Below are 21,083 nucleotides of genomic sequence, written 5' to 3'. Positions count from 1 at the left end.
AGCACCGCGGACGGCCCAATTTCGCCACGATGCGGCGCTGAGCCATGCCCGCATAGCCTTTGAGTCGAACCGGTGCGGGTGGCGGATGAAAAACAGCGGCTTTGCCGTTTTCATCCGGCGCGCTAGATAAGCGGTCAGCACCGATCAAGGAGAAGACCGTGACCCTGCCGAGCGAAATGACCTATGTCGACCTGCCGTCCCCCGGCGGTCCGGAAAAGATGGTTTTGGCACGCGGGCCATTGCCGGAAATGAAGCCCGGCGACATTCTGATCCGTGTCGAAGCCGCAGGCGTCAACCGCCCCGATGTGCTGCAGCGGCTGGGCAATTATCCGCCGCCGCCGGGCGCAAGCCCGATCCTGGGCCTGGAAGTCGCCGGTGAAGTGGTGGCCATGGGCGAGGGGGCCGAAGGGTTTATCGTCGGCGACAAGGTCTGCGGCCTTGCCAATGGCGGCGGTTATGCCGAATTTTGCGCGCTGCCGGCGACGCAGGCGATGCCCTGGCCGAAAGGCTATGATGCGGCGCGTGCGGCGGCATTGCCGGAAACCTTCTTCACCGTCTGGGCCAATGTCTTCCAGATGGCCGATCTGGTCGAAGGCGAAAAGATCCTTATCCATGGCGGCTCCAGCGGCATCGGCACCACCGCCATCCAGCTGGCCCGCGCCTTTGGCGCCGAAGTCTTCGTCACCGCTGGAAGCAAGGACAAATGCGACGCCTGCAGTGCGCTGGGTGCCAAGCGGGCGATCAATTATCGCGAGGAGGATTTCAAGTCGGTGATCCTCGAGGAAACCGGCGGACGCGGCGTCGATGTCATCCTCGACATGGTCGGTGCGCCCTATTTCGACCGCAACATCGGCTGCCTCGCCAAGGACGGCCGCCTGTCGATCATCGCCTTCCTCGGCGGCGCCGTGGTCGAAAAAGCCAACATCGCAGCCGTCCTCGGCAAGCGCCTGCACATCATGGGCTCCGCCATGCGGCCGCGCACGGCCGTCGAGAAGGAATCGATCCGCGACGATCTGGAGGACAATGTCTGGCCGTTGCTGGAGGACGGCGACATCGCCCCGGTGATGCACGCGATCGTACCGTTCACCGAGGTCGCCGAAGCGCACCGCCTGATGGAAGCCGGCGATCACATCGGCAAGATCGTCATGACGTTCTAAAGTCTAAAGCAGGGGCTCTTGCAATCGGCAAGAATCGGATTACCTTTATCCCATCATCAATTGAACGAAAGGAAGGTGATCCAGTGTCTAATGAGATTATAAACCTCGTAACGGGCATGGGAGTTGTAGTGATCGGAACGAGGCAGCCCTCGATCTGAACACACCTTCCTGCGGGTCGTGTCTTCAAGAAGATACGGTCCGGGCCTTTTACCTGGCCAAAACTCATGGAGGGCCGCTGCAAAGCGGCCCTTTTTGTTTGTCTGCTGCAATGTCTCCGGGATTGTGTTTCGCCTTACCGGTATATTTCCCGGCGATTTCCAACGTCGAGAACCAGCACGATCAATTTCTCATCCTTGATTTCGCATAACAGACGATAGTCACCGACGCGGTAGCTCCAATAATGCTTGAGCGGGCCGGTCAACTGTTTGCCGAGTTGACGCGGATTGTCAGTTGCAGCAAGCCTGTCTGAAAGAAAGGAAAGGACGCGAATTGCGGCTTGTCTGTCCAGATTGTTGATGCTTTTTCGCGCTCTTGCCGTGATTTCAATCGTCCAGGCCAAGGTCTTTCCTCACCTCGGCCAGAGAGTAGACAGCTTCCTCTCCGTTTTGGACGCGCGCGGCAATTTCTGCGGCGAGATTGTAGTCTTCTATTTCCTCAAGGCCCTGCTTTATGAATTGATGGACATGGAATTCCTTGCTTTGCCCGGTTTCGCGGGCAAGCTGTTCCAGTTGCTTTTCAGCGGCATCAGAAAGACGAATGGAAAGCGTCATTGGATTGCTCCGAAATATCTTGTCTTCTCTTTAGCATAAATCGAGGCCTCGTTCGAGAGTTGTCTCCCGCTTGAGGATTGCGCTTGCTTCCTTTTCAGACCCCGAAACGCCCCAGCGCCGGGATCTTCACCGCCGGGTGCATGACGTCGATCCCTGCGACCAGCCCCATGAAATGCACCTCGAAACCGCTGCGCACACCGGCCGAAATGCCCAGCAGCCCGTAGAGCGTGGCGTGCATATCCATTCCGTCGGCATCGACCGAAAACAGCTTGCCCTCCGGCAGATAATCGCGGCCGACGGCGTCCGGCGGCAGAACCGCGCCAAGCTCCGGCACCGAGCGCAGCACATGGGCGACGAAGGTGTTGGAATTCGGCCCCGGCCAGATCCGGTAGCCACCGGGCTTCGAATAGGGGTAGGACTGGATCGCCTGCTCGATCTTCGGGATGAGGCGTGTGGCTTCTTCACCTTTGACGCTGACGACCAGCTTCGGCGTGTTCGAATACCAGCGCGCATCGGCCGGATAGCCGTTGCGGCGGATCGGCGAGCCCCAGCCGACCTTGTCATAGCGGTTATAGGTCGTGTCGCCCTGTCCCTTGGTGACGATCCAGGAATGGCTGGCGACCGCACCTTTCATGCCGCCTGTCGTGGCCGAAAAGATGTAGATCGCCGCGTCCTGGTCATCGCCCGGTTTGGGCAGGATATGGGCCGACGTCCAGTCCGCTTCCCGCCAGTTGACGGGCCTTTCCTTGACATACCACCAGCCGGCGGAAGCGAGCGCCGGCACGAGATAGACGAACAGGATGGCAAGAAACAATCGTCGAACAAATTTCATTGGCAGGCCCGGGTTTTGCGTTGCTTTGTCTTGGTCTAAAGACAGGGGAGAAGTTGGATTTTTGAGGGCACAACCATGTCGAACCCGGTTCTTGTTGAAGTCACGCGCGGTAATCTGGTCGAAAGCCGCCATCGCGGCATGGTGATCGTTGTCGATGGCGACGGCAAGACGGTGTTTTCGCTCGGCGAGACCGATGCCGGCGTCTTTCCGCGCTCGGCCTGCAAGGCCATGCAGGCGCTGCCGCTGATGGAAACCGGTGCCGCCGATGCCTACGGTTTCGACAAGCGGGCCCTGGCGCTGTCCTGCTCCTCGCACAATGGCGAACCGGAACATGTGGCTCTGGCCGCCGAGATGCTGGCGGCAGCGGGCAGGGACGTTTCGACGCTCGAATGCGGCGCCCATTGGTCGTTCAATCAGGACACCATCATCAGCCAGGCCCGCGCTCTGGAGCATCCTTCGGCGCTGCATAACAATTGCTCCGGCAAACATGCCGGTTTCATCTGCGCCTGCTGCCATAGCGGCGAGGAACCAGCAGGCTACGTCGCCTATGATCATCCGCTGCAGCGCGAAATCCGCGGTGTGATGGAAAGCCTGACAGGTGCGGTGCTTGCCCATGACAATTGCGGCATCGACGGCTGCTCGATCCCGACTTACGCCGTGCCCTTGAAGGGCCTTGCCCACGGCTTTGCCAGGATGGCGACCGGCAACGGCCTGGAGCCGCTGCGGGCCAAGGCGTCGAAACGCCTGATCGAAGCCTGCATGGCCGAGCCCTTCTACGTCGCCGGCAGCAAGCGCGCCTGCACCAGGCTGATGCAGACGGCCCCCGGCCGTATCTTTGCCAAGACCGGTGCCGAAGGCGTGTTCTGCGCCGCCATTCCGGAAAAGGGCATCGCGATTGCGCTGAAATGCGAGGACGGCACCACCCGCGCCGCCGAAGCCATGATCGCCGCCACGCTCGCCCGCTTCTTCACCGATGAGCCGGAATTGCACCAAAGCCTGATGGCCCAGGCCAATCATTCGATGAAAAACTGGAACGGCCTCCATGTCGGCGATGTCCGGGTGACCAACGCTTTTGCGGCGTGATCGCACGTTTGAAGGCTATGACGTGATGCGTTATAGTTGCCCATGAGCAAGAGTTTCACCGACCGTGAACTGAAAGTATCTGGAGTGGTCGGCGCAGTCACAGGCTGCCTGCCGAAATTCAGGCAATTGCCCTGCGAAAATTGTGATTGATCAATGCCGCCAATAGTCTGAATGACTTGCGCATTCCTCCGGGAAACCGGCTTGAAATGCTGAAGGGCAATCGCTTAGGGCAGTATTCTATACGGATCAATGATCAGTGGCCCATCTGTTTTACATGGCAGGAAGGTGAGGCAAACGATGTCGAAATCGCAGACTATCATTGACGGCGATCTGCTCGCCAATCCACATCCGGGTGAAATCCTGTTGCAGGACTTTCTGGTGCCGATGGCATTGAGCCAGAATGGTCTGGCCCGGGCCATTCACGTGCCGCCACGCCGCATCAATGAAATCGTTCTCGGAAAGCGGATCGTGACGGCCGATACCAACCTGCGGCTCGCCCGCTATTTTGGATTGTCGGAAGGTTTTTTCCTTCGGCTGCAGACGGATCATGACCTGATGGAGACGCGGCGGGAATTGGGCAGCGCGCTGGATCGCATCACGCCAAGAGCCGCCTGATCCTCACGCCTCGATGATCCGCGCCGCTTTCTGCCGGTAGGGTGCGCTGGCCTCCGGGGCCATTCCGGCTGATATGATCAGGGCCGCCATGTCCTCGATGCCGGTGATGTGATGCGGTGAAACGGCGCCGAATTTTTCCTCGGTGAGAAGGGCCACGGTTTCGGCCGATTGCGCTGCAATGGCCCGTTTGATGGCGGCTTCCTCATAGTCTCCCGTGGAAAGGCCGTGGGCCGGATGAATGGCGGTGGCGCCGAGGAAGAAGATGTCGGGCCGCAGCCCGCCGATCGCAGCAAGCGCGGCGGCACCGATCGATACCATCGAATGTTTGTAGAGCCTGCCGCCGATCAGGATCACCTCGGCGCGGTGTTTTTCCAGCAGCGCCGCGATCGCCGGGCTGTGGGTCGCAATCGTCAGCTCCATCTCGCGCGGCAGGGCGCGCACAAGTTCGGCATTGGTGGTGCCGCCGTCGATGAAGATCAACTGTCCTGCACGTACCAGGTCTGCTGCCTTGCGCCCCAGCCGTTTCTTGACATCTGTGGACATCGTCTGGCGGGTTTCGAGGTCCGGCAGAGGCGGCGCTACCGGCAGCGCGCCGCCATGCACCCGTTTCAACAGGCCGGCTGCCGCCATGTCGCGCAGATCCCGCCGGATCGTGTCTTCCGACAAATCAAGTTCCTGCGCCAGCTCACCGGCAACGATCTGCCCGTCACTGGCCAGTCGTGCCGCGATCAGCGCCCGCCGTTGTGAAGTCAACATCTCCGCCTCCAAATCATTCTTGACACTGCACGATATTGCATGATTTATCATGAAATATCCAGAAAAATCTGGAATTATCGTGCAATTTAACAGAGAGAACCATGCTGATTTTGATTGCCGGCCCCTACCGATCGGGCACAAGCGACGACCCGGAAAAGATGGCTGCAAACCTCAAGCGTCTGGAAGCGCCGTCGCATGCGCTGTTTCAGGCAGGGCATGTGCCGATGATCGGCGAATGGGTGGCGCTGCCGATCTGGCACGCGGCGGGCGGGCGTGAGGTGGGGGACGACCTCTACGAGCAGATTTTCCATCCCGTCGCCGGGCGGCTTCTGCAGCTGTGCGAGGCTGTCCTGCGTCTGCCGGGCGAAAGCAAGGGCGCCGACAACGATGTGCGCATTGCCCGCGAGCGTGGCATTCCGGTCTATTTCCGGCTGGACGACGTGCCGGGTTGCGCCTGATCAAAACGGCCCGATCGCCGGCTGGCAAACAGCCGGCGCGGTTGCTATGCTCCGCACCGGAAGATGCCGGCCGACCGCCGGCAGATGGAGAGAGCGCCTGCATGTTGAAGCTTTATTTTTCGCCGGGAAGCTGCTCGCAGGCCTCTCATATCGCCCTTGAGGAAGCCGGCGCGGTCTATGAGGCCGAAAGGGTCGATTTCGGCACGCAACAACAACGGTCAGCCGATTTTCTGCGCCTCAATCCGAAAGGACGCGTTCCGGCGCTGCTCACCGATCGCGGGGTGATCACCGAATCCCCTGCGATCCTTGCCTATATCGGCCAGAGATTTGCGGAAACGCCGGTCGGCATCCCGCGGGATCCTTTCGAGTTTGCGCGCATCCAGTCCTTCAACGCCTATCTGTGCTCGACCGTGCATGTGGCGCATGCACACAAGCGCCGCGGCGGCCGCTGGGCCGATGACCCGGCGGTGATCGAGGCCATGACGTTGAAGGTGGCCAGCAATATGAGCGAGTGTTTCGAGCTGATCGAAACCACCATGTTTTCCGGTCCCTGGGTCATGGGAGAGACCTATTCGATCGCCGATCCATACCTCTTCACCCTTGCCAGCTGGCTGGAAGGCGACGGGGTCGATTCCAGGCGCTTTCCGAAAGTCTACGAACACAGCCAGCGTATGGCCGAGCGGCCAGCCGTGAAAAAGGTTCTGTCCGTCGCTGCCGGTTAGGCTAAGGCGTTGCAGATGCAACGAAACCGGCGGCAAGACGCTTCGGCGCTTTCTGCCGCCACGCGGCGATCAGCCGCTCTGTCAAATCCCGGTCGCCGATGATGTCGAGGCGAACCAGCATGGCCGGCCAGCCCTTGTAGTGATCGGTCTCGAAATAGAACTCGGTCGCCAGCTCGATCAGCATGGCCTTTTCTTCCAGCGCGCACAGGACGATGAGAATGCCCGCTTCCTTGATGCGCACGAACATCTTGCCGCGCACCTGAAGCGCCGGCGTTCCGTAGGAGGTTCCCGGCGCAATCCCGGGCAGGCCCGCCGCTGTGGCGAGCCGCATTACCCGTTCGAAATCCGTTTCCTGATGGCCGGTCATCGTCTTGCCCGTTGAGACGGATCACTGGCCGCCTGAAACGCACCCGCTTCAAGTCCTTCGGCAAGCTCAGGCCTGGCATGCCTCACAGGGCAGTTTCGGCGACAACCGCACGGTATTGCCCGGAAACGGCAGGTCGCCCAGTTCGCGCGTATCCATCCGGGCAATGTCCGGGTGGCGCAACGGGTCGCGGCTCCAGTTTGCCGGTGCGTCATCGTCAGCGGGAGCGGGAAGCAGTTGGTCCAGTATCGAGAAAATCTTCAACATGGCATCACCATCCTTCTTCGATGATCACATGATCCTCCTCGTTCTCAGCAATTTCAATTGAGATTGTGGCGTGCATGATATAGAAAAACTATATGAAGGATCTGAACAGCATTCACCTCAATGGATTGCGGGCGGTCGAGGTTGCCGGACGTCTCGGCTCGCTGCAGGCGGCGGCGGGCGAGCTTGGCGTCACCGTCGGGGCCGTCAGCCAGCAGATCATCAAGACCGAGAAACAGCTTGGCCGCATCCTGTTCGAGCGCAGCCCGCGCGGCCTGGTGGCAACACCTTTCGGCGAGAGTTTTCTGCCCCGCCTGACCGGCGGTTTCGAAACGCTGGATCAGGCGGTCGCCTCGGCAAAGCGGCGCGACGAAACGATCCTGACGATCTCGGTCGCCCCGGTTTTCGCAGCGCGGTGGCTGGTTCACCGTCTGGATCGTTTTACCGAAAAACACCCCGATATCCGCCTGCGCATCGATGCGACGACGGCGCTGGTCAATCTGGAAAGTGCCGGCGTCGATATCGGCATCCGCGTCGGCGCTGGCGATTGGCCGGGCGTCAAGGCCGAGCTTCTGTTGGCGCAGGAGGTCTTTCCCGTCTGTTCACCCGCTATTGCAGAAAAACTGAAGCAACCGGCGGATATTTTGAAAATCCCGGCCGTCATCGATGGCCATTCGACGCTCAGCTGGGAGATGTGGCTGCGCGAGGTGGGCCTGTCGGGACAGCAGATGGTCACGCGGCATATCTTCAACGATGCTTCGCTGTGTCTCGATGCGGCGATCGCCGGGCAGGGTGTCATGCTCGCCTGGCAGACGCTGGCCGCCTATTCGCTGATCGAGAAGCGGCTGGTGATGCCTTTCCCTCTGCGGGCGACGACGGGGTTCGCGCATTATTTCGTCACGCCGCCCTCGCGCCGTGAAACCAAGACAGTGACGGCCTTTAAGCAATGGGTGCGTGACGAAATCGCCGGGAGCATGCGCCGTCTGGGGTTCCAATAGGCGTCAGGCGGCCTGCACCTCCCTGCGCCGCCCGGCCATCATAGCCTCGAACGCCGGCCGTGCATGGCAGCGGCCAAGCCAGGCTTTCACAGCGGGATATCTGTCGAACAGATAGGTCTCGCTCATCGCATAGCGCAGCACTTCCGCCAGGTTGAGATCGGCGACGGTGAAACGGTTGCCGACCACATAGTCCTGTGCCTGCAGTTGCTGTTCGAGCCGCGCCAGCGGACGCTCCAGCCCCTTGACGCAGGCCTCGATCAAAACCTTGCCGTCCGGGGTTTTTTCCGCGCCGTTGTCATGGGTCAGCACGATCTTCACCGTATGCGGCTCGACCTCGGTTGCCGCCCACAAGGTCCAGGCGGTCATCTCGCCCTCTTCGCGCACTGTGGCGCCGGCCAGCGGGCCGCCATGCTTGCGGGCGAGATAAAGGTTGTTGGCAAGCGATTCCGCCAGCACCAATCCGTCATCCTCGATCGCCGGGATCAGCCCCATCGGGTTGACGGCGAGAAAGGAGGGCGACTTTGTGTTGATCCGGGCGTCAGTTGCCAGCGGGTCTGTCAGCAGCCGCGCCTGGATCACTGGCACCGACTGGAAGGGAATGCCGAGTTCCTCCGCCATCCAGTAGTTGCGCGAGGCGCGCGAGCAGTAAACTCCGTAGATCGTCAGCATGTCCGTTCCCCTTTGCTTGCGGTCGCCGCACGCTATGGCAAGCGCGCCGGCGCTTGAAGCGCAGAGCGTTGATATCATCCATGAAATCTTTTGATGTGACGGGGTCAGGCGAGCCGGTTGCCGGCAAGGGTGAGGTGCGCAAAGGCTTCGCTTCCGCCTGTCAGCAGATCGCCCGTCACCTTGCCGTTCCAGCGGTAACCGAGAATGGCGCCGTCCCTGACGTCCTGAAACAGGTTGTTGGCGATCAGCGCTGTGCCCGCCCCCTCGACCACCGTGACGGCGCAACCGCCACCAGAACCGCGCACCAGATTGCCGGTTGCGACGATGCCGCGCATATAGGGTCCCCAGCCGAGCATCAGCCCCCATTTCGGCGCGTTCTCGATGACGTTGCCGGAAATCACCGTGTCGGCTTCCGCCGCAATGCCGAAGCCGAAACCGGCACCGTCATGCACATAGGGGCCATCGATATGCAGGTTGCGGACGATGTTGCCGCTGACGGTGGCCAGCCTGCCGCCATCGTCGAAATTGACGATCAGGATGCCGTTGGCGGCGCCATCGACCAGGTTGCCGGAAACGACGGCGCCCTGAAAGCCGAATTCGGAATAGATCGCCGTCTCGCCGGAGCGCAGGCACTGGTTGCTGGAAATCTGCACATTGGTGGCGGCATTGGCGCGGATGGCGGAAAAGGCGCAGTCGGAGATGTGATTGTCGCTCACCATCACATTCCAGGCGCGAAAAATGTTGATGCCGTTGCCGTTTTCGCCGGTGCCGCCATTGTTTGCGGCGATCTTGAGCACCCGGTTGCCGCTGACCATCGTGCCGTCTTCGCCCGCCTCCCAGCGATGCACGAGAATGCCGCCATTGCCGCAGTCGGAGACTGTGTTGGCGGTGATCGCCAGCCGCGCGCTGTCAACAGCATAGAGACCGGCGAAGGCCGCTTGCAAAATGCCGTTGCCGGTGATCCGGCCGCCGCAACGCTCGGCATGAACGCCATGTTTCGAAGCTCCGGTGATCGTGCAGTTCTCGATGGTCAGATCGGCGATCCCGCGCAGATGCAGAAGCCCTCCGGCTTCGTTCCCCAGAGATTTGCCTTCGCCGTCGAAAACAAGGTCCGACAGGGTGAGCTTTTTCAGTCCGTCGCCGGTGAGAAAGGGGCGACCGCCCGCGTGGATCAGCCGGGTGCGGCCGGGAACGCCGCTGACCCAGAGCGTGTCGGGAAGCGCAATGCCGGAGACGCGGTAATCGCCGGCGGGCAGGAAGACGGGCAAGCCCTGTGCTGCGGCTTCCTCGAACAGACGGCTGATGGCCTGGCTTTGATCGCCGGCAGTATCCGGGGTGATGCCATAGCCGGAAATATCGATCGTGCCGCGCAGGCCATCCGGTGCAGGCTTCATGGCAGCAGCGCTGGAAACGCGGCTGACCGCTGCGCAAAACCCCATCGAGGCTATTGAAGACAGAAGCAGGCGGCGGTTCAGCATGGCAGATCCTTTGGGTTGCCAAAGCACGGATCGTGCCGGGCGGAATACACCAAAACGATACGATGCAAGGTGGTCTATGGCAATTAGGGGTTGGTGGTTGTTCCGTTCCTGTACGGAATGCGTTTGTTCGGCCGCCCTATCTTTAGGGAAGAATAACTTATGGCTGCTAGAAGTCGGGCTGGGGAACAAGGAAGAGACGGCTAGACCGGTGTAACCGTCTTTGGAGGCCAGCTTGACGAAGAATTTAAGCCGCTATCGAAGGGACAGCGGAGCCAGGATTTCCAGCAACGACGACACGCAGCGATTGATCGCGGCAAGTCAGCGGCTTGCCGCCGAAGTTACGCGCATGTTCGGCCCTGAACCCGATATCGCCGATCGCCATTATTGGCTCGAGACGATGGTCAACCATGTTCCCGATTACATCTATGCCAAGGACCTCGAAGGCCGCTTTCTGATCGCCAACCAGGCGACGGCCACGGAAAACGGTTTCCGTGAAGCTCATGAGATCATTGGCAAGACCGATTTCGATATTCATACGCCTGAAAACGCCCGGCATTTCAAGGAGGCCGAACGCCGGGTGATCGAAACCGGCGAACCGATGTTCGGTATCGAGGAGCTGAACGCGGTCAGCAGGGATGAGCGCTGGCTGATGACCTCGAAGGTGCCGCTGCGCGACAAGCAGGGGACAACCATCGGCGTTGTCGGCATATCGCGCGATATCACCGACCGCAAACGGGCCGAGCGCCTTCTGCTTGGACAGGCGCGCCTTTTGGAACTGATTGCCACGAGCACGCCGCTGCCCGACTTCTTCAATGAATTGATCCTGATGATCGAGGCGCATTTGCCCGGCATTATCGGCTCGATCCTGCTTCTGTCACCCGACAAGAAGCATCTTCTGACGGGTGCTGCGCCGGGGCTCGACATTGCCTATTGCGCAGCGATCCATGGCGTCGCCATCGGACCCAAGGCCGGATCCTGCGGCACGGCGGCGTTTCGTGGCGAGCCGGTGTTCGTCTGCGATATTCAGTCCGATCCGCTCTGGGAAGACTATGCCGGCATGGTGCGGCCGTTGGGATACCGGTCCTGCTGGTCGATGCCGATCCTGTCCTATCAGGGCCAGGTGCTCGGCACGTTCGCGCTTTATTCGCATCAACCCGGCATGCCGTCGGCAGACCAGACCGACCTCATTTCCATGGCCGCACACCTTGCCGGTATTGCCATCGAGCGGCGGCAAGCGGAAGAGCGCATCCAGTTCATGGCGCATCACGACGCCCTGACGGGGCTGCCGAACCGGGCCCTGTTTGACGGGCGCGTTGCCAGCGCCCTGGAGCAGGCCCGCGTGACCGGCCAATGGGTGGCGCTGGCCTTCCTCGATCTCGATAATTTCAAGCTGATCAATGACACGCTCGGGCATCATGCCGGGGATGAACTGCTGCGGGTGGTCGCCGGACGGATGCTGGCCTGCGTGCGCAAGTCGGACATGATCGTGCGGGTCGGCGGTGATGAATTCATCATTCTGCTCAATAGCCTGCCGCCGGACAACAGCGTGATGCTGTCGCGGCTGGAGGCGATCCGCGCGGCCATCGGCGCACCGGTCGTGCTGGCCGGACGCAGCCTGCAGGTCAGCTGTTCGATGGGGGTCGTCTGCTATCCCGAACACGGAGAGAGCGCCAGCGAGCTTCTGGCCAATGCCGATTCGGCGATGTACCGGGCCAAGGAGGTCGGCCGCAACAATCTGCAGGTGTTCGACGCCCAGATGGCGGCCAAGGCGCACGAACGGTTACGGCGCCACGAGGAACTGCATGATGCGGTGGCCTGCGGCGAATTCGTGCTGCACTATCAGCCACAGATGAACCTGAAGACGGGCAGGATTTTTGCTGCGGAATCGCTGCTGCGCTGGCAGCACCCCGAACGCGGCCTGATTTCACCGGGCGACTTCATTCCGCTGGCCGAGGAAACCGGGCTGATCGTGCCGATCGGCGAATGGGTGCTGAACGAGGCCTGCCGCCAGAACAAGGCCTGGCAGGACGCCGGCCTGCCGCCGATCGTCGTCAGCGTCAATGTGTCCGCCCGGCAGTTCAAGGAGCGCAACTGGGTGTCGAAGGTCGCCGAAGCGCTGGAGGAAAGCGGACTGGAAGCCTGTTATCTCGAGCTGGAACTGACCGAGAGCCTGATCATGCAGGATGTCGCATCGGCTGTCGCCACCATGCACGAACTGGAAGCGCTCGGCGTCCATCTCGCCATCGATGATTTCGGCACCGGCTATTCCAGCCTCAGCGCGCTGAAGCGCTTTCCGGTGCGCCGCCTGAAGATCGACCGCTCCTTCGTCCAGGATATTCCGGGCGATGCCGACGACCGGGCGATCACCGGCGCGATCATTTCGCTGGCCCAGAAGCTGCAGATGCAGGTGATTGCCGAAGGTGTCGAAACGCAGGAACAGGTCGATTTCCTGAGAGAAAGCGGCTGCGACGACATCCAGGGCTATTTCTTCAGCCGTCCGGTCGGGTCGGCGGCATTCGTGTCCCTGCTGGCCGGCTAACCGGTTTCTGTGTCGTTTTTGCATCGCCGGCGTTCCCTCGCGCAGTCGTGAAGGCGTCGAGGGGCCGCAAGCCCCGATCCAGCCGCAATTGCCATACTTGTGGCAAGAGATCGGTATTTGCTTGCCGGGATAGAATGCCTGTGCGGACTTGGGCCCGCGCCTTCGCCATATGCGTCAACGGAATATACAGAGTTCAATGACCTTCTCAAAAGCACTCTCCCGCCGGCAGTTTCTCAATATGTCCGGACTTGCGGTCGCGTCCGCCGGCCTTGCAGGCTGTGCGTCGTCGATGAACACCGACCGCTTCCGCGCCGAAACAGCGCCGTATTTTCGCGATCCCTCGCAGGAGGGCCGTTTCGCCGATCCGCGTTATGGTGCAGAGCTGGAGGGTCCGGTCGGCGACGGCATGACCCCGACGGGCCTGCCGCTGCAATCGGCCTATTATGCCGACATGTACGGCCCCAAATTCGATGGCGGGTTCAATATACCGGCAGTGCCCTACGAGCAGATCGACGCCCGTTTCTATCGCCAGCAGGTCGACAATACGTTCGGCGAGAAGCCCGGCACGATCATCGTCGATACCGGCGAGCGTTTCCTCTATCTCATCCTCTCCAACGGGTCGGCGATGCGCTACGGCGTCGGCATCGGCCGCGAAGGCTTTGCCTGGTCAGGCAGGGGCGTTCTCCAGTGGAAGCAGAAATGGCCGCGTTGGAAGCCACCGAACGAGATGGTGGCGCGTCAGCCGCATCTGCAAAAATACTCGATCGCCAATGGCGGCATGGCGCCCGGTCTCGACAATCCGCTCGGCGCACGGGCGATGTATATCTTCCAGAACGGCGAAGACACGCTCTACCGCCTGCATGGATCGCCGGAATGGCAGTCGATCGGCAAGGCCGTATCGTCGGGCTGCGTCCGTCTGATCAACCAGGACGTCATCGATCTTTATGACCGCGTGCGCGACAAGGCTCCAATCCTGGTCATCTGAAAACCCCGCACCGTGGCGGATACTAGTTCCCTAAGGGCTGGTTCTCACCCAGATGATCGTTGAGATCATGCAGCGCCGAACGCAGCGCGGCGGCTTCTGCCATGCTGCATCCGGTCGCCTTGCCGATTTCCGTCAGAATGCCGAAAGCATCGGTCTTCAGCGCTTGGCCTTTCGGGGTCAGCGTGACGATCACTTGACGCTCGTCGCCCTTGTCGCGGATGCGGCTGACGAAGCCGGCGGTTTCCAGCCGCTTGAGCAGCGGCGAAAGCGTGCCTGAATCCAGCCCCAGCTCCTCGCCAATCCCCTTCACCGTCATCCTGTCCTTTTGCCAGAGCGCCAGCAGCACCAGATATTGCGGATAGGTCAGGCCGAACTTCTCAAGCAGGGGCTTGTAGGTGCGGTTGAAGGCATGGGCGACCGAATAGACGGCAAAACACAGCTGCTGGCCGAGCGCCAGGGCATCGCCTTCTTTCAGATCGTCCTTACGCATGTCTTTATCGCGGGTCATACTGTCCATTCTCGCAGTTTCAGTATGATTTTGCAATTTGCAAAATTATATTGCGTACAATTAAATAATGCGCTATTGAAAATTCAGGCAAGGATTTGCCCCGCCATCAACCGCTGAGAAACCAAGGAGACAGACATGCCCATTCTCTACACGACCAAGGCATCCGCAACCGGTGGCCGCGCCGGCCACGCCGTCAGTGAAGACGGTGTTCTCGATGTGACGCTGACCGTTCCGAAGGAACTCGGCGGCGATGGCGCGACCGGCACCAATCCCGAGCAGCTGTTTGCAGCCGGCTATTCCGCCTGCTTCCTCGGTGCGCTGAAATTCGTCGCCGGCAAGGAAAAGGTCAAGATTCCGGAAGACGCAACGGTCACCGCAACCGTCGGCATCGGCCCGCGCGAGGACGGCACCGGCTTCTACATCAGCCCGTCGATCTCCGTCAGCCTGCCGGGCGTCGACCGCGAAGTGGGCGAAAAACTCGTCGCCGCCGCCCACATCGTCTGCCCCTACAGCCACGCGCTGCGCACCTCCACTGAAATCTCGGCAACGCTCGCCTAAGGCGAGGCAGGTCAGGACAAACAAAAAACGGCGGCCCCATCTGGACCGCCGTTTTCCGTTTCAAATCCGTGTGGTGTTTACCGCCTCAAGCTTCCGAGAATGCCGCGCACCAAAGCCCGGCCGAGCGACGAGGCAACCGTGCGGGCGACGGATTTCATCGCCGCTTCGGCGACACTTTCGCGCTGGTAGCCGGCGCGGGGTTTCGGCTTGGGCTGGGCTGGCGCCTGCGCATCGTCATCGCCGAAGCCGGGCAGGGTCCAGCGGCTGCCGCCGGGAGCGGCCGGCGCCGGGGCTTCGGATGCCTCGCGGCTTTCTTCTGCCTGCTGTGTTGACTTGGCAGCACGCTGGGCCAAGAGCTCATAGGCGGATTCCCGGTCGATATCCGCGTCATACTGGCCAGCCACCGGGCTGATGCTCATGACGTTGGCGCGCTCGGCCTCCGTCAGCGGGCCGGCGCGGCTGGATGGCGGGCGGATCAGCGTGCGCTCGACCATCGAGGGCGCGCCCTTGCCTTCGAGCGTCGAGACTAGCGCCTCGCCGGTGCCCAGGTTGGTGATGACGGTGGCGCAGTCGAAATCCGGATTGGGGCGGAAGGTATCGGCCGCCGTCTTTACCGCCTTCTGCTCGCGCGGCGTATAGGCGCGCAACGCATGCTGGATGCGGTTGCCGAGCTGGGCGAGCACGGTTTCCGGCACGTCGAGCGGGTTCTGGGTGACGAAATAGATGCCGACGCCCTTGGAGCGGATCAGCCGGACGACCTGTTCGATGCGTTCCAAAAGCACCTTCGGCGCATCGTTGAACAGCAGATGCGCCTCATCGAAGAAGAACACCAGCTTCGGCTTGTCCGGATCGCCGATCTCGGGCAGTTCCTCGAACAGTTCCGACATCAGCCACAGCAGGAACGTGCCGTAGAGACGCGGGTTCATCATCAGCTTGTCGGCGGCCAGCACCGAGATGGCGCCACGGCCATCGCGGGTGGTGCGCATGATGTCGGAGACCTTCAGCGCCGGCTCGCCGAAGAAATTCTTGGCGCCCTGCTGTTCGAGGATCAGCAATTCGCGCTGGATGGAGCCGACCGAGGCCTTGGAGATCAGGCCGTATTTGCCCGACAGCGCCGATGCGTTCTCCGCCATGTAGTTCAGCATCGCCTGGAAATCCTTGAGGTCCAGCAACGGCAGGCCACCCTCGTCGGCGATCTTGAAGGCGATGTTGATGACGCCTTCCTGGGCATCGGTGGCGTTCATCAGCCGGGACAGCAAGAGCGGCCCCATCTCCGACATGGTGGTGCGCACCCGGTGGCCTTTTTCGCCATAGAGATCCCAGAAGATCACCGGAAATTCCTGGAAGGCGAAATCGGTAAAGCCGATCTGCTCGGCCCGCTTGGTCACCCAGTCCTTGGGCTCGCCGATGGCGCCGATGCCGGACAGGTCGCCCTTCACGTCGGCGCAGAACACCGGCACGCCGGCATTGGAGAAGCTTTCCGCGAGAATCTGCAGCGTCACGGTCTTGCCGGTGCCGGTGGCGCCGGTGATCAGCCCGTGGCGGTTGCCGAATTTGAAATCCAGATATTCGCCCTTGTTGATCGTGTCGTCCGGTTTCCGGCTGGTGCCGATATAGAGCTTCCCGTCCTCAAGCATATGGGCCTTGTCTCCGTTTCGCCGATGAAAGCCAGCGGTTCGCAGGCCCCCATCACATTGTTTTCCCATGCCTGTTATAGGAGGAGTGCCTTTCACCGGCAACAGAAGGATTGCCATGCAAAAAACGGCTTTGGCGCGCTGGATGGCCGCATTGTCATTGCCAGCAAGGCATGAAACGATCATTGCGTTCTCGCGCTGTGGATACCCGTTCCGAACCGCGCTTGAGTTTCAATTCTAGATAATTTACCTTGACGTTCACGTCAATTAAATGAGGAGAATCACCCATGAACGAACTGGTCACACGCGTCGCCGAAAATGTCGGCATCGATCCGGCAACGGCTGAAAAGGCCATCGGCATGATGCTCGGCTTCCTGCAGCGCGAAGCCGCCGACGGCCCGGTTGCCAAGATGATCGAGGCCATTCCGGGCGCCGATGCGCTGGTCGCGCAGTATAATGGCGCAGGCACCGGCGGCGGCGGTCTGCTCGGCGGCCTGCTGAATGCAGTCGGCGCCGGTGGCGGCGTCATGGCCCTTGGCCAGCAGCTGATGTCGCAGGGGCTCGGCATGGGCGAAATCACCGCCCTTGCCAAGGAAACCATCGGCTACGCCAAGGAAAAGGCCGGCGCGGACGTGGTCGACGAAGTCGTCGCCTCGGTTCCGGGCCTCAGCCAGTTCGTCTGATAGCGCCAAGGAATGGACGATACGTCCGATAGCGATCTGGCCGCGCACTTGAGGCAACTGGAGGAATGTCTCCACGCCCCGCAGGTGCGCGGTTCCGCATTTTTGACCGGCGAACTGCTGGACGAGGATTTCACCGAGTTCGGCAGCTCCGGCCAAGCCTATGGCCGCGCCGACACCATCGCCGCGCTGGCCGCCGAGGCGGGGCAGGCCTGGCCGCCGGTGCAATCGGAAAACTACCGGCTGAAGCGCCTGTCGGAGACCGTGGCGCTGCTCACCTATGAAACGGCGGCGGAAAACCGGCGCGTACTGCGATCATCGATCTGGCGCCGCACCAACGGGGTTTGGCGCATGGCTTTTCATCAGGGAACCCCGGTGAAGGTCTGAGACCTCAGGCCGTTTTCGCCCGCGCGCCGAAAGACAGGAACAGCGTAAAAATCACCAGGATCAGCCCGACGCTGACCGGCGCCGCGTGAGCGCCGAACAGGTCCATGATCGATCCCGTCGCGCCCGAGCCCATGCCGCTGCCGACCGCATAGGCCAGCGCGAAGGCAGCACTGCCCGCCACCAGCATGCTGCCGCGATACTGTTCGCCAAGCATGGTCAGCGCGCAGGTATAGAGTGAAAAGCTCGCCGCGCCGATCAGCGCGAAGTCGGCGAGAATGGCAACCGGCGAGGTCAGGAACGGAATGATCAGGAAGGCGAAGGCGCCGATCCCGCCCATGGCGATCGCCACGCGCCGGCGCGGCAGCCGGTCGAGCAGCACGCCGATGAAAGGCTGGGCCAAAGCTGTCGGCAGGGCCAGAACCGTGACGCTGAGCGCTGCAAAGGCCTGCGAATGGCCGGTCTTGACGAAATAGACCGGCATTACCGAAATCGCCGCGATATCCGAAAACCCGAAGGCAAGGACCATGGCGATCAGCACCGGCGCCTTGCGCAGGAAGCTGAACACGTCGCGGGTGGAGGAAGCCTCCGGTGTCGTGCGGGTCGAGAGCGTCAACAGGGCGGTGGCGAAGGCGACGAGCGCCACATAGACGGCGGTCAGCGCGAACCCGAAGCCGCCTTCCGTCCCCATCAGCGGAATGACCAGCGGCCCGGCGGCAAAGCCACCGCAAATGCCGGCGCCATAAAGGCCGGAAACCCGGCCGCGCAGCCGGTCGGGGCAGGCCGAGTTCATCCAGGCCTCGCTCAGCATGAAGATCAGGCTGGCGAAGAAGCCGAGGAGAAACCGGGCGAGGAACCAGACCGGCAGCGAGGCTGTCGCTGCAAACGTCGCAAGGCAGATCGAGCAGCCGGCAAGGCTGAGGATGATCAGCTTGTCGGTGCGCAGCCGTGCCGTCAACTGGCCGATCATCAGCGTCGAGGTGGCAAGGCCGAGCGCGAAACTGACCGCATTGAAGCCGATCATCGCGGGCGTCACGCCCCGGCTTTCCAGCGTCAGCGAAATCAGCGGATAGGTGATCCCCTGCGCCACCGAAAAGGCCGACGCACCCAAAATGACGGCAATGATGGCCGCCCAGTCCGGCATGAAATCGGTGGTTATGTGTGATGACTGCATGAGACCCTCGCGGCCATCTTGAATGCGGCCCGGGCCTCTCTTATCCGAACATCGGCAGTGTTGAAATGCCAAGTGGCCAGACTGCTGAAAAGACGTTTCTGATCGTTGCGGGGTATGGGAAATGAAACGGCAGCCAAAACCGCCGTCTTCCTCCCCTTGGGTTTAACCCGAGGGGAGGAAGACGGAGGATGGGGTGCCGCTCTCGCCAGACAATCGTTTGCAGGAGTTGTCAGCAGTCCAAGCCGCCGGTTGCCCGGCGGCTCCATTGTCCCACATAGTTCAGTCCGCCCGGTCCCAATCCGGTGCCAGTCCGCCGGGGCTGACGATGCGGCCGTTCGGGCGGGCGAGCTTGTGGATCGCGGCCATTTCGTCGCTGGTGAGATCGAAATCGAAGATGTCGAAATTCTCCTTCAGGCGGCTTCCCGTTGCCGTTTTCGACAGGGTGATCACGTCTTGCTGCTGGGTGAGCCAGCGCAACACCACCTGGGCTGCGGTCTTGCCGTGCCTGGCACCGATATCTTTCAGCAGCGGCTCGTTCGGCACCTTGCCATCGGCCATGGCATAATAGGCGGTGATCGACATGCCGGTGGCGCGGGCCGCCTCCAGCACCTTGGTCTGGTCGAGATAGGGATGATATTCGATCTGGTTGGTGGCGATCGGCGCTTCGCTGAATTCAACCGATTGCGCCATCAGCGCCGTGTTGAAATTGCTGACGCCGATATTCTTGACCTTGCCGGCCTTCTTCACGTCGTTCAGCGCGCCGATCTGCTCGGAGAGCGGCACGCCGCTGCTGGGCCAATGCAGAAGCAGCAGATCGACATGGTCGGTGCGCAGCTTCTTCAGGCTTTCATCGACGGAAGTGAGAAAATCGGCATGCTTGTAATGATCGACCCAGACCTTGGTGGTGAGGAAGATATCGCCGCGGGCGACGCCGGACGCCGCGATGGCTTCGCCGACTTCAGCCTCGTTGCGATAGATCTGCGCGGTATCGATATGGCGGAAACCGAGCTTGATCGCCTGCGGCACGATGCGCAGCACGTCGGGGCCGGGCATGCGGAAGGTGCCGAAGCCGAGAGCGGGAATATTGGCGCCGTTGGCGCTGACTGTCTGCATGGAAATGTCCTTTCAGGAAGGAGACCCGGCGAAGAGCCGGGTCTGGAATGACGTCTTATAGATGTGGCGTGAGCCGTTCTGGTCAAGCTGTGCTGGTCAGGCCGTATTGGTTAGGCCGGACTATCACGCCGCCTGGGCAATCGGCTCCGGCTTGCGGTCGAGCATGCCGCTGATGACGGTGAGCACCAGGGCGCCCGCGACCAGGATGGCGCCGACCCATGGGGTTGCCTGGAGCCCGAGCGGCGAGGCCACCACCAGACCGCCGATCCAGGCGCCGGCAGCAATGCCGAGGTTGAAGGCGGCGATGTTGAGCGCCGAGGCGACATCGACGGCGCCTGGGCGGTGCTGCTTGGCCAGCTGCACCACATAAAGCTGCAGGCCGGGCACGTTGGCGAACGACAGGAAGCCGAGCGCTGCCAGCGTGATCAGGGCAGGGATGGGCGAGGCAGCGGTGAAGGAGAAGATCACCAGCACCGCAGCCTGCATGGCAAACAGCCAGCTCAGCGCCTTCACCGGATTGCGGTCGGCAAGGCGGCCGCCGATGATGTTGCCGGCAGCGATCGCCAGGCCATAGAGCACCAGAACGAGGCTGACGGAGGAGGCGGCAAAGCCGGTGACGTCCTGCAGCATCGGCGCCAGAAAGGTGAAGGTGACGAACGTGCCGCCATAACCGAGCGCCGTCATGCCGAAGACCAGAAGCAGGCGGCCCGAACCGAGCACGCGAACCTGATCGAGAATGCTGGCCGGTGCGGCCTTGGACAGGGTGGAGGGCAGAAGCGCGGCGATGGCGGCAAGCGCAATGACGCCGAGACCTGCAACAGCCCAGAAGGTGGCGCGCCAGCCAAATGTCTGGCCGATGAATGTGCCGAGCGGAACGCCGGTGACGATGGCGACGGTCAGGCCCATGAACATCAGCGCAATGGCCGAGGCGCGGCGATTCTCAGGCACGAGGTCGGCAGCAATGGTGGCACCGACGGAGAAGAACACGCCATGCGCAAAGGCCGAAAGCACGCGGGAGATCAGCAATGTCTCATAGGACGGGCTAAGGGCTGCCATGGCGTTGCCGGCGATGAACAGCGCCATCAGCCCGAGAAGCAGCGGCTTGCGCTCGATCCGGCCGGTGAGCGCGGTGAGGATTGGCGCGCCGAACGTGACGCCGAGTGCATAGATCGAGACGATCAATCCTGCGAGCGGCAAAGTGATGCCGAGATCGGTGGCGACGGTCGGCAACAGGCCGACGATGACGAATTCCGTGGTTCCGATCGCATAGGCCGCGATCGTCAGTGCGAAGAGGGCAAGAGGCATGGGAGCACCTTTGTCGCCGGTGGGAGGCCGGACATGT

General features: G+C 61.7%; 24 protein-coding genes and 1 pseudogene. 12 read left to right on the top strand and 13 right to left on the bottom strand.

The features are described from left to right. Positions 1–158: 158 nt before the first annotated feature. Positions 159–1,157 (top strand): NAD(P)H-quinone oxidoreductase, encoded by a 999-nt coding sequence (locus tag ACP7E6_RS05645; protein ID WP_426228764.1) that lies wholly within the window; start codon positions 159–161, stop codon positions 1,155–1,157. 292 nt (positions 1,158–1,449) lie between these two features. Here the strand turns inward: ACP7E6_RS05645 and ACP7E6_RS05640 are convergent, their stop codons facing one another. From ACP7E6_RS05640 to ACP7E6_RS05630, 3 genes are all read right to left on the bottom strand, one after another. Further along, a complete protein-coding gene (locus tag ACP7E6_RS05640) occupies positions 1,450–1,716 on the bottom strand; it encodes a type II toxin-antitoxin system RelE family toxin (RefSeq protein WP_426228762.1) in 267 nt (88 codons plus the stop codon). Continuing rightward, complete coding sequence (relB, locus tag ACP7E6_RS05635) at positions 1,700–1,927, bottom strand: type II toxin-antitoxin system RelB family antitoxin (RefSeq protein WP_426228760.1); 228 nt, start codon at positions 1,925–1,927, stop codon at positions 1,700–1,702. The genes ACP7E6_RS05640 and relB overlap by 17 nt, the downstream gene beginning before the upstream one ends. Before the next feature lie 94 nt (positions 1,928–2,021). Further along, complete coding sequence (locus ACP7E6_RS05630) at positions 2,022–2,759, bottom strand: DUF3750 domain-containing protein (protein ID WP_426228758.1); 738 nt, start codon at positions 2,757–2,759, stop codon at positions 2,022–2,024. A gap of 75 nt (positions 2,760–2,834) precedes the next feature. Here ACP7E6_RS05630 and ACP7E6_RS05625 point away from each other — a divergent pair, with 75 nt between their 5' ends. The 3 genes and pseudogenes from ACP7E6_RS05625 to ACP7E6_RS05615 all read left to right on the top strand — a co-directional run bounded on the left by ACP7E6_RS05625 (position 2,835) and on the right by ACP7E6_RS05615 (position 4,457). Next, on the top strand, positions 2,835–3,842 hold the full coding sequence (locus ACP7E6_RS05625) for an asparaginase (protein ID WP_426228756.1): 1,008 nt from the start codon (positions 2,835–2,837) through the stop codon (positions 3,840–3,842). 42 nt (positions 3,843–3,884) lie between these two features. Next, a pseudogene (locus ACP7E6_RS05620) lies at positions 3,885–4,165 on the top strand (type II toxin-antitoxin system RelE/ParE family toxin). Further along, entirely contained in the window at positions 4,140–4,457 is a 318-nt protein-coding gene (locus ACP7E6_RS05615) for a HigA family addiction module antitoxin (RefSeq protein ID WP_426228754.1), read from the top strand. Before ACP7E6_RS05620 ends, ACP7E6_RS05615 begins: the two are co-directional and overlap by 26 nt. Positions 4,458–4,460: 3 nt before the next feature. Here the strand turns inward: ACP7E6_RS05615 and ACP7E6_RS05610 are convergent, their stop codons facing one another. Beyond that, positions 4,461–5,213 (bottom strand): DeoR/GlpR family DNA-binding transcription regulator, encoded by a 753-nt coding sequence (locus ACP7E6_RS05610; protein ID WP_426228752.1) that lies wholly within the window; start codon positions 5,211–5,213, stop codon positions 4,461–4,463. Between the two features lie 101 nt (positions 5,214–5,314). Here ACP7E6_RS05610 and ACP7E6_RS05605 point away from each other — a divergent pair, with 101 nt between their 5' ends. Further along, positions 5,315–5,671: a DUF4406 domain-containing protein gene (locus ACP7E6_RS05605; protein ID WP_426228750.1), complete on the top strand. Its 357-nt coding sequence runs from the start codon at positions 5,315–5,317 to the stop codon at positions 5,669–5,671. Positions 5,672–5,772: 101 nt separating this feature from the next. After that, on the top strand, positions 5,773–6,393 hold the full coding sequence (locus ACP7E6_RS05600) for a glutathione S-transferase family protein (RefSeq protein ID WP_426228749.1): 621 nt from the start codon (positions 5,773–5,775) through the stop codon (positions 6,391–6,393). Position 6,394: 1 nt separating this feature from the next. On the opposite strand, the gene ACP7E6_RS05595 is transcribed toward ACP7E6_RS05600, so the two are convergent. Continuing rightward, entirely contained in the window at positions 6,395–6,760 is a 366-nt protein-coding gene (locus tag ACP7E6_RS05595; RefSeq protein WP_426228747.1) for an MmcQ/YjbR family DNA-binding protein, read from the bottom strand. Between the two features lie 66 nt (positions 6,761–6,826). After that, entirely contained in the window at positions 6,827–7,024 is a 198-nt protein-coding gene (locus ACP7E6_RS05590) for a hypothetical protein (protein ID WP_426228745.1), read from the bottom strand. A gap of 92 nt (positions 7,025–7,116) precedes the next feature. Between ACP7E6_RS05590 and ACP7E6_RS05585 the strand changes: the two genes are divergently transcribed. After that, complete coding sequence (locus tag ACP7E6_RS05585; RefSeq protein ID WP_426228743.1) at positions 7,117–8,019, top strand: LysR substrate-binding domain-containing protein; 903 nt, start codon at positions 7,117–7,119, stop codon at positions 8,017–8,019. A gap of 3 nt (positions 8,020–8,022) precedes the next feature. On the opposite strand, the gene ACP7E6_RS05580 is transcribed toward ACP7E6_RS05585, so the two are convergent. Next, positions 8,023–8,688 carry a glutathione S-transferase family protein gene (locus tag ACP7E6_RS05580; protein WP_426228741.1) on the bottom strand — a complete coding sequence of 222 codons (666 nt, stop codon included), beginning with the start codon at positions 8,686–8,688 and terminating at the stop codon, positions 8,023–8,025. Between the two features lie 104 nt (positions 8,689–8,792). Further along, positions 8,793–10,166: a TIGR03808 family TAT-translocated repetitive protein gene (locus ACP7E6_RS05575; RefSeq protein WP_426228739.1), complete on the bottom strand. Its 1,374-nt coding sequence runs from the start codon at positions 10,164–10,166 to the stop codon at positions 8,793–8,795. 232 nt (positions 10,167–10,398) lie between these two features. On the opposite strand from ACP7E6_RS05575, the gene ACP7E6_RS05570 reads away from it, so the two are divergent. Beyond that, on the top strand, positions 10,399–12,705 hold the full coding sequence (locus tag ACP7E6_RS05570; RefSeq protein ID WP_426228738.1) for a sensor domain-containing protein: 2,307 nt from the start codon (positions 10,399–10,401) through the stop codon (positions 12,703–12,705). Positions 12,706–12,901: 196 nt separating this feature from the next. Then, positions 12,902–13,690, top strand: coding sequence for a L,D-transpeptidase family protein (locus ACP7E6_RS05565; protein ID WP_426228736.1), 789 nt, complete (start codon positions 12,902–12,904; stop codon positions 13,688–13,690). 22 nt (positions 13,691–13,712) lie between these two features. On the opposite strand, the gene ACP7E6_RS05560 is transcribed toward ACP7E6_RS05565, so the two are convergent. Further along, positions 13,713–14,198: a MarR family winged helix-turn-helix transcriptional regulator gene (locus ACP7E6_RS05560; RefSeq protein ID WP_426228734.1), complete on the bottom strand. Its 486-nt coding sequence runs from the start codon at positions 14,196–14,198 to the stop codon at positions 13,713–13,715. 135 nt (positions 14,199–14,333) lie between these two features. On the opposite strand from ACP7E6_RS05560, the gene ACP7E6_RS05555 reads away from it, so the two are divergent. Further along, positions 14,334–14,756 carry an organic hydroperoxide resistance protein gene (locus tag ACP7E6_RS05555; RefSeq protein ID WP_426228732.1) on the top strand — a complete coding sequence of 141 codons (423 nt, stop codon included), beginning with the start codon at positions 14,334–14,336 and terminating at the stop codon, positions 14,754–14,756. Positions 14,757–14,833: 77 nt separating this feature from the next. On the opposite strand, the gene ACP7E6_RS05550 is transcribed toward ACP7E6_RS05555, so the two are convergent. Next, on the bottom strand, positions 14,834–16,393 hold the full coding sequence (locus tag ACP7E6_RS05550; protein WP_426228731.1) for a helicase HerA-like C-terminal domain-containing protein: 1,560 nt from the start codon (positions 16,391–16,393) through the stop codon (positions 14,834–14,836). 284 nt (positions 16,394–16,677) lie between these two features. Here ACP7E6_RS05550 and ACP7E6_RS05545 point away from each other — a divergent pair, with 284 nt between their 5' ends. Both ACP7E6_RS05545 and ACP7E6_RS05540 read left to right on the top strand, forming a co-directional pair. After that, complete coding sequence (locus ACP7E6_RS05545) at positions 16,678–17,073, top strand: hypothetical protein (RefSeq protein ID WP_426228729.1); 396 nt, start codon at positions 16,678–16,680, stop codon at positions 17,071–17,073. 12 nt (positions 17,074–17,085) lie between these two features. Next, positions 17,086–17,457: a DUF4440 domain-containing protein gene (locus ACP7E6_RS05540; protein WP_426228727.1), complete on the top strand. Its 372-nt coding sequence runs from the start codon at positions 17,086–17,088 to the stop codon at positions 17,455–17,457. A gap of 4 nt (positions 17,458–17,461) precedes the next feature. Here the strand turns inward: ACP7E6_RS05540 and ACP7E6_RS05535 are convergent, their stop codons facing one another. The 3 genes from ACP7E6_RS05535 to ACP7E6_RS05525 form a co-directional block, all read right to left on the bottom strand. Next, positions 17,462–18,628, bottom strand: coding sequence for an MFS transporter (locus tag ACP7E6_RS05535; protein ID WP_426228725.1), 1,167 nt, complete (start codon positions 18,626–18,628; stop codon positions 17,462–17,464). A 279-nt stretch (positions 18,629–18,907) separates the two neighbouring features. Continuing rightward, complete coding sequence (locus ACP7E6_RS05530; RefSeq protein ID WP_426228723.1) at positions 18,908–19,741, bottom strand: aldo/keto reductase; 834 nt, start codon at positions 19,739–19,741, stop codon at positions 18,908–18,910. A gap of 123 nt (positions 19,742–19,864) precedes the next feature. Beyond that, the gene (locus ACP7E6_RS05525; RefSeq protein ID WP_426228721.1) at positions 19,865–21,046 is read right to left on the bottom strand and encodes an MFS transporter; all 1,182 of its coding nucleotides are present in this window, start codon (positions 21,044–21,046) and stop codon (positions 19,865–19,867) included. Between the last annotated feature and the right edge of the window lie 37 nt (positions 21,047–21,083).

Origin of the sequence: Pararhizobium sp. DWP3-4 (assembly GCF_049898205.1) — a bacterium.
Lineage (GTDB): Bacteria > Pseudomonadota > Alphaproteobacteria > Rhizobiales > Rhizobiaceae > Pararhizobium.
The sequence above is the reverse complement of the archived record's forward strand: the minus strand, read 5'-3'. Positions and strand labels throughout refer to the sequence as shown.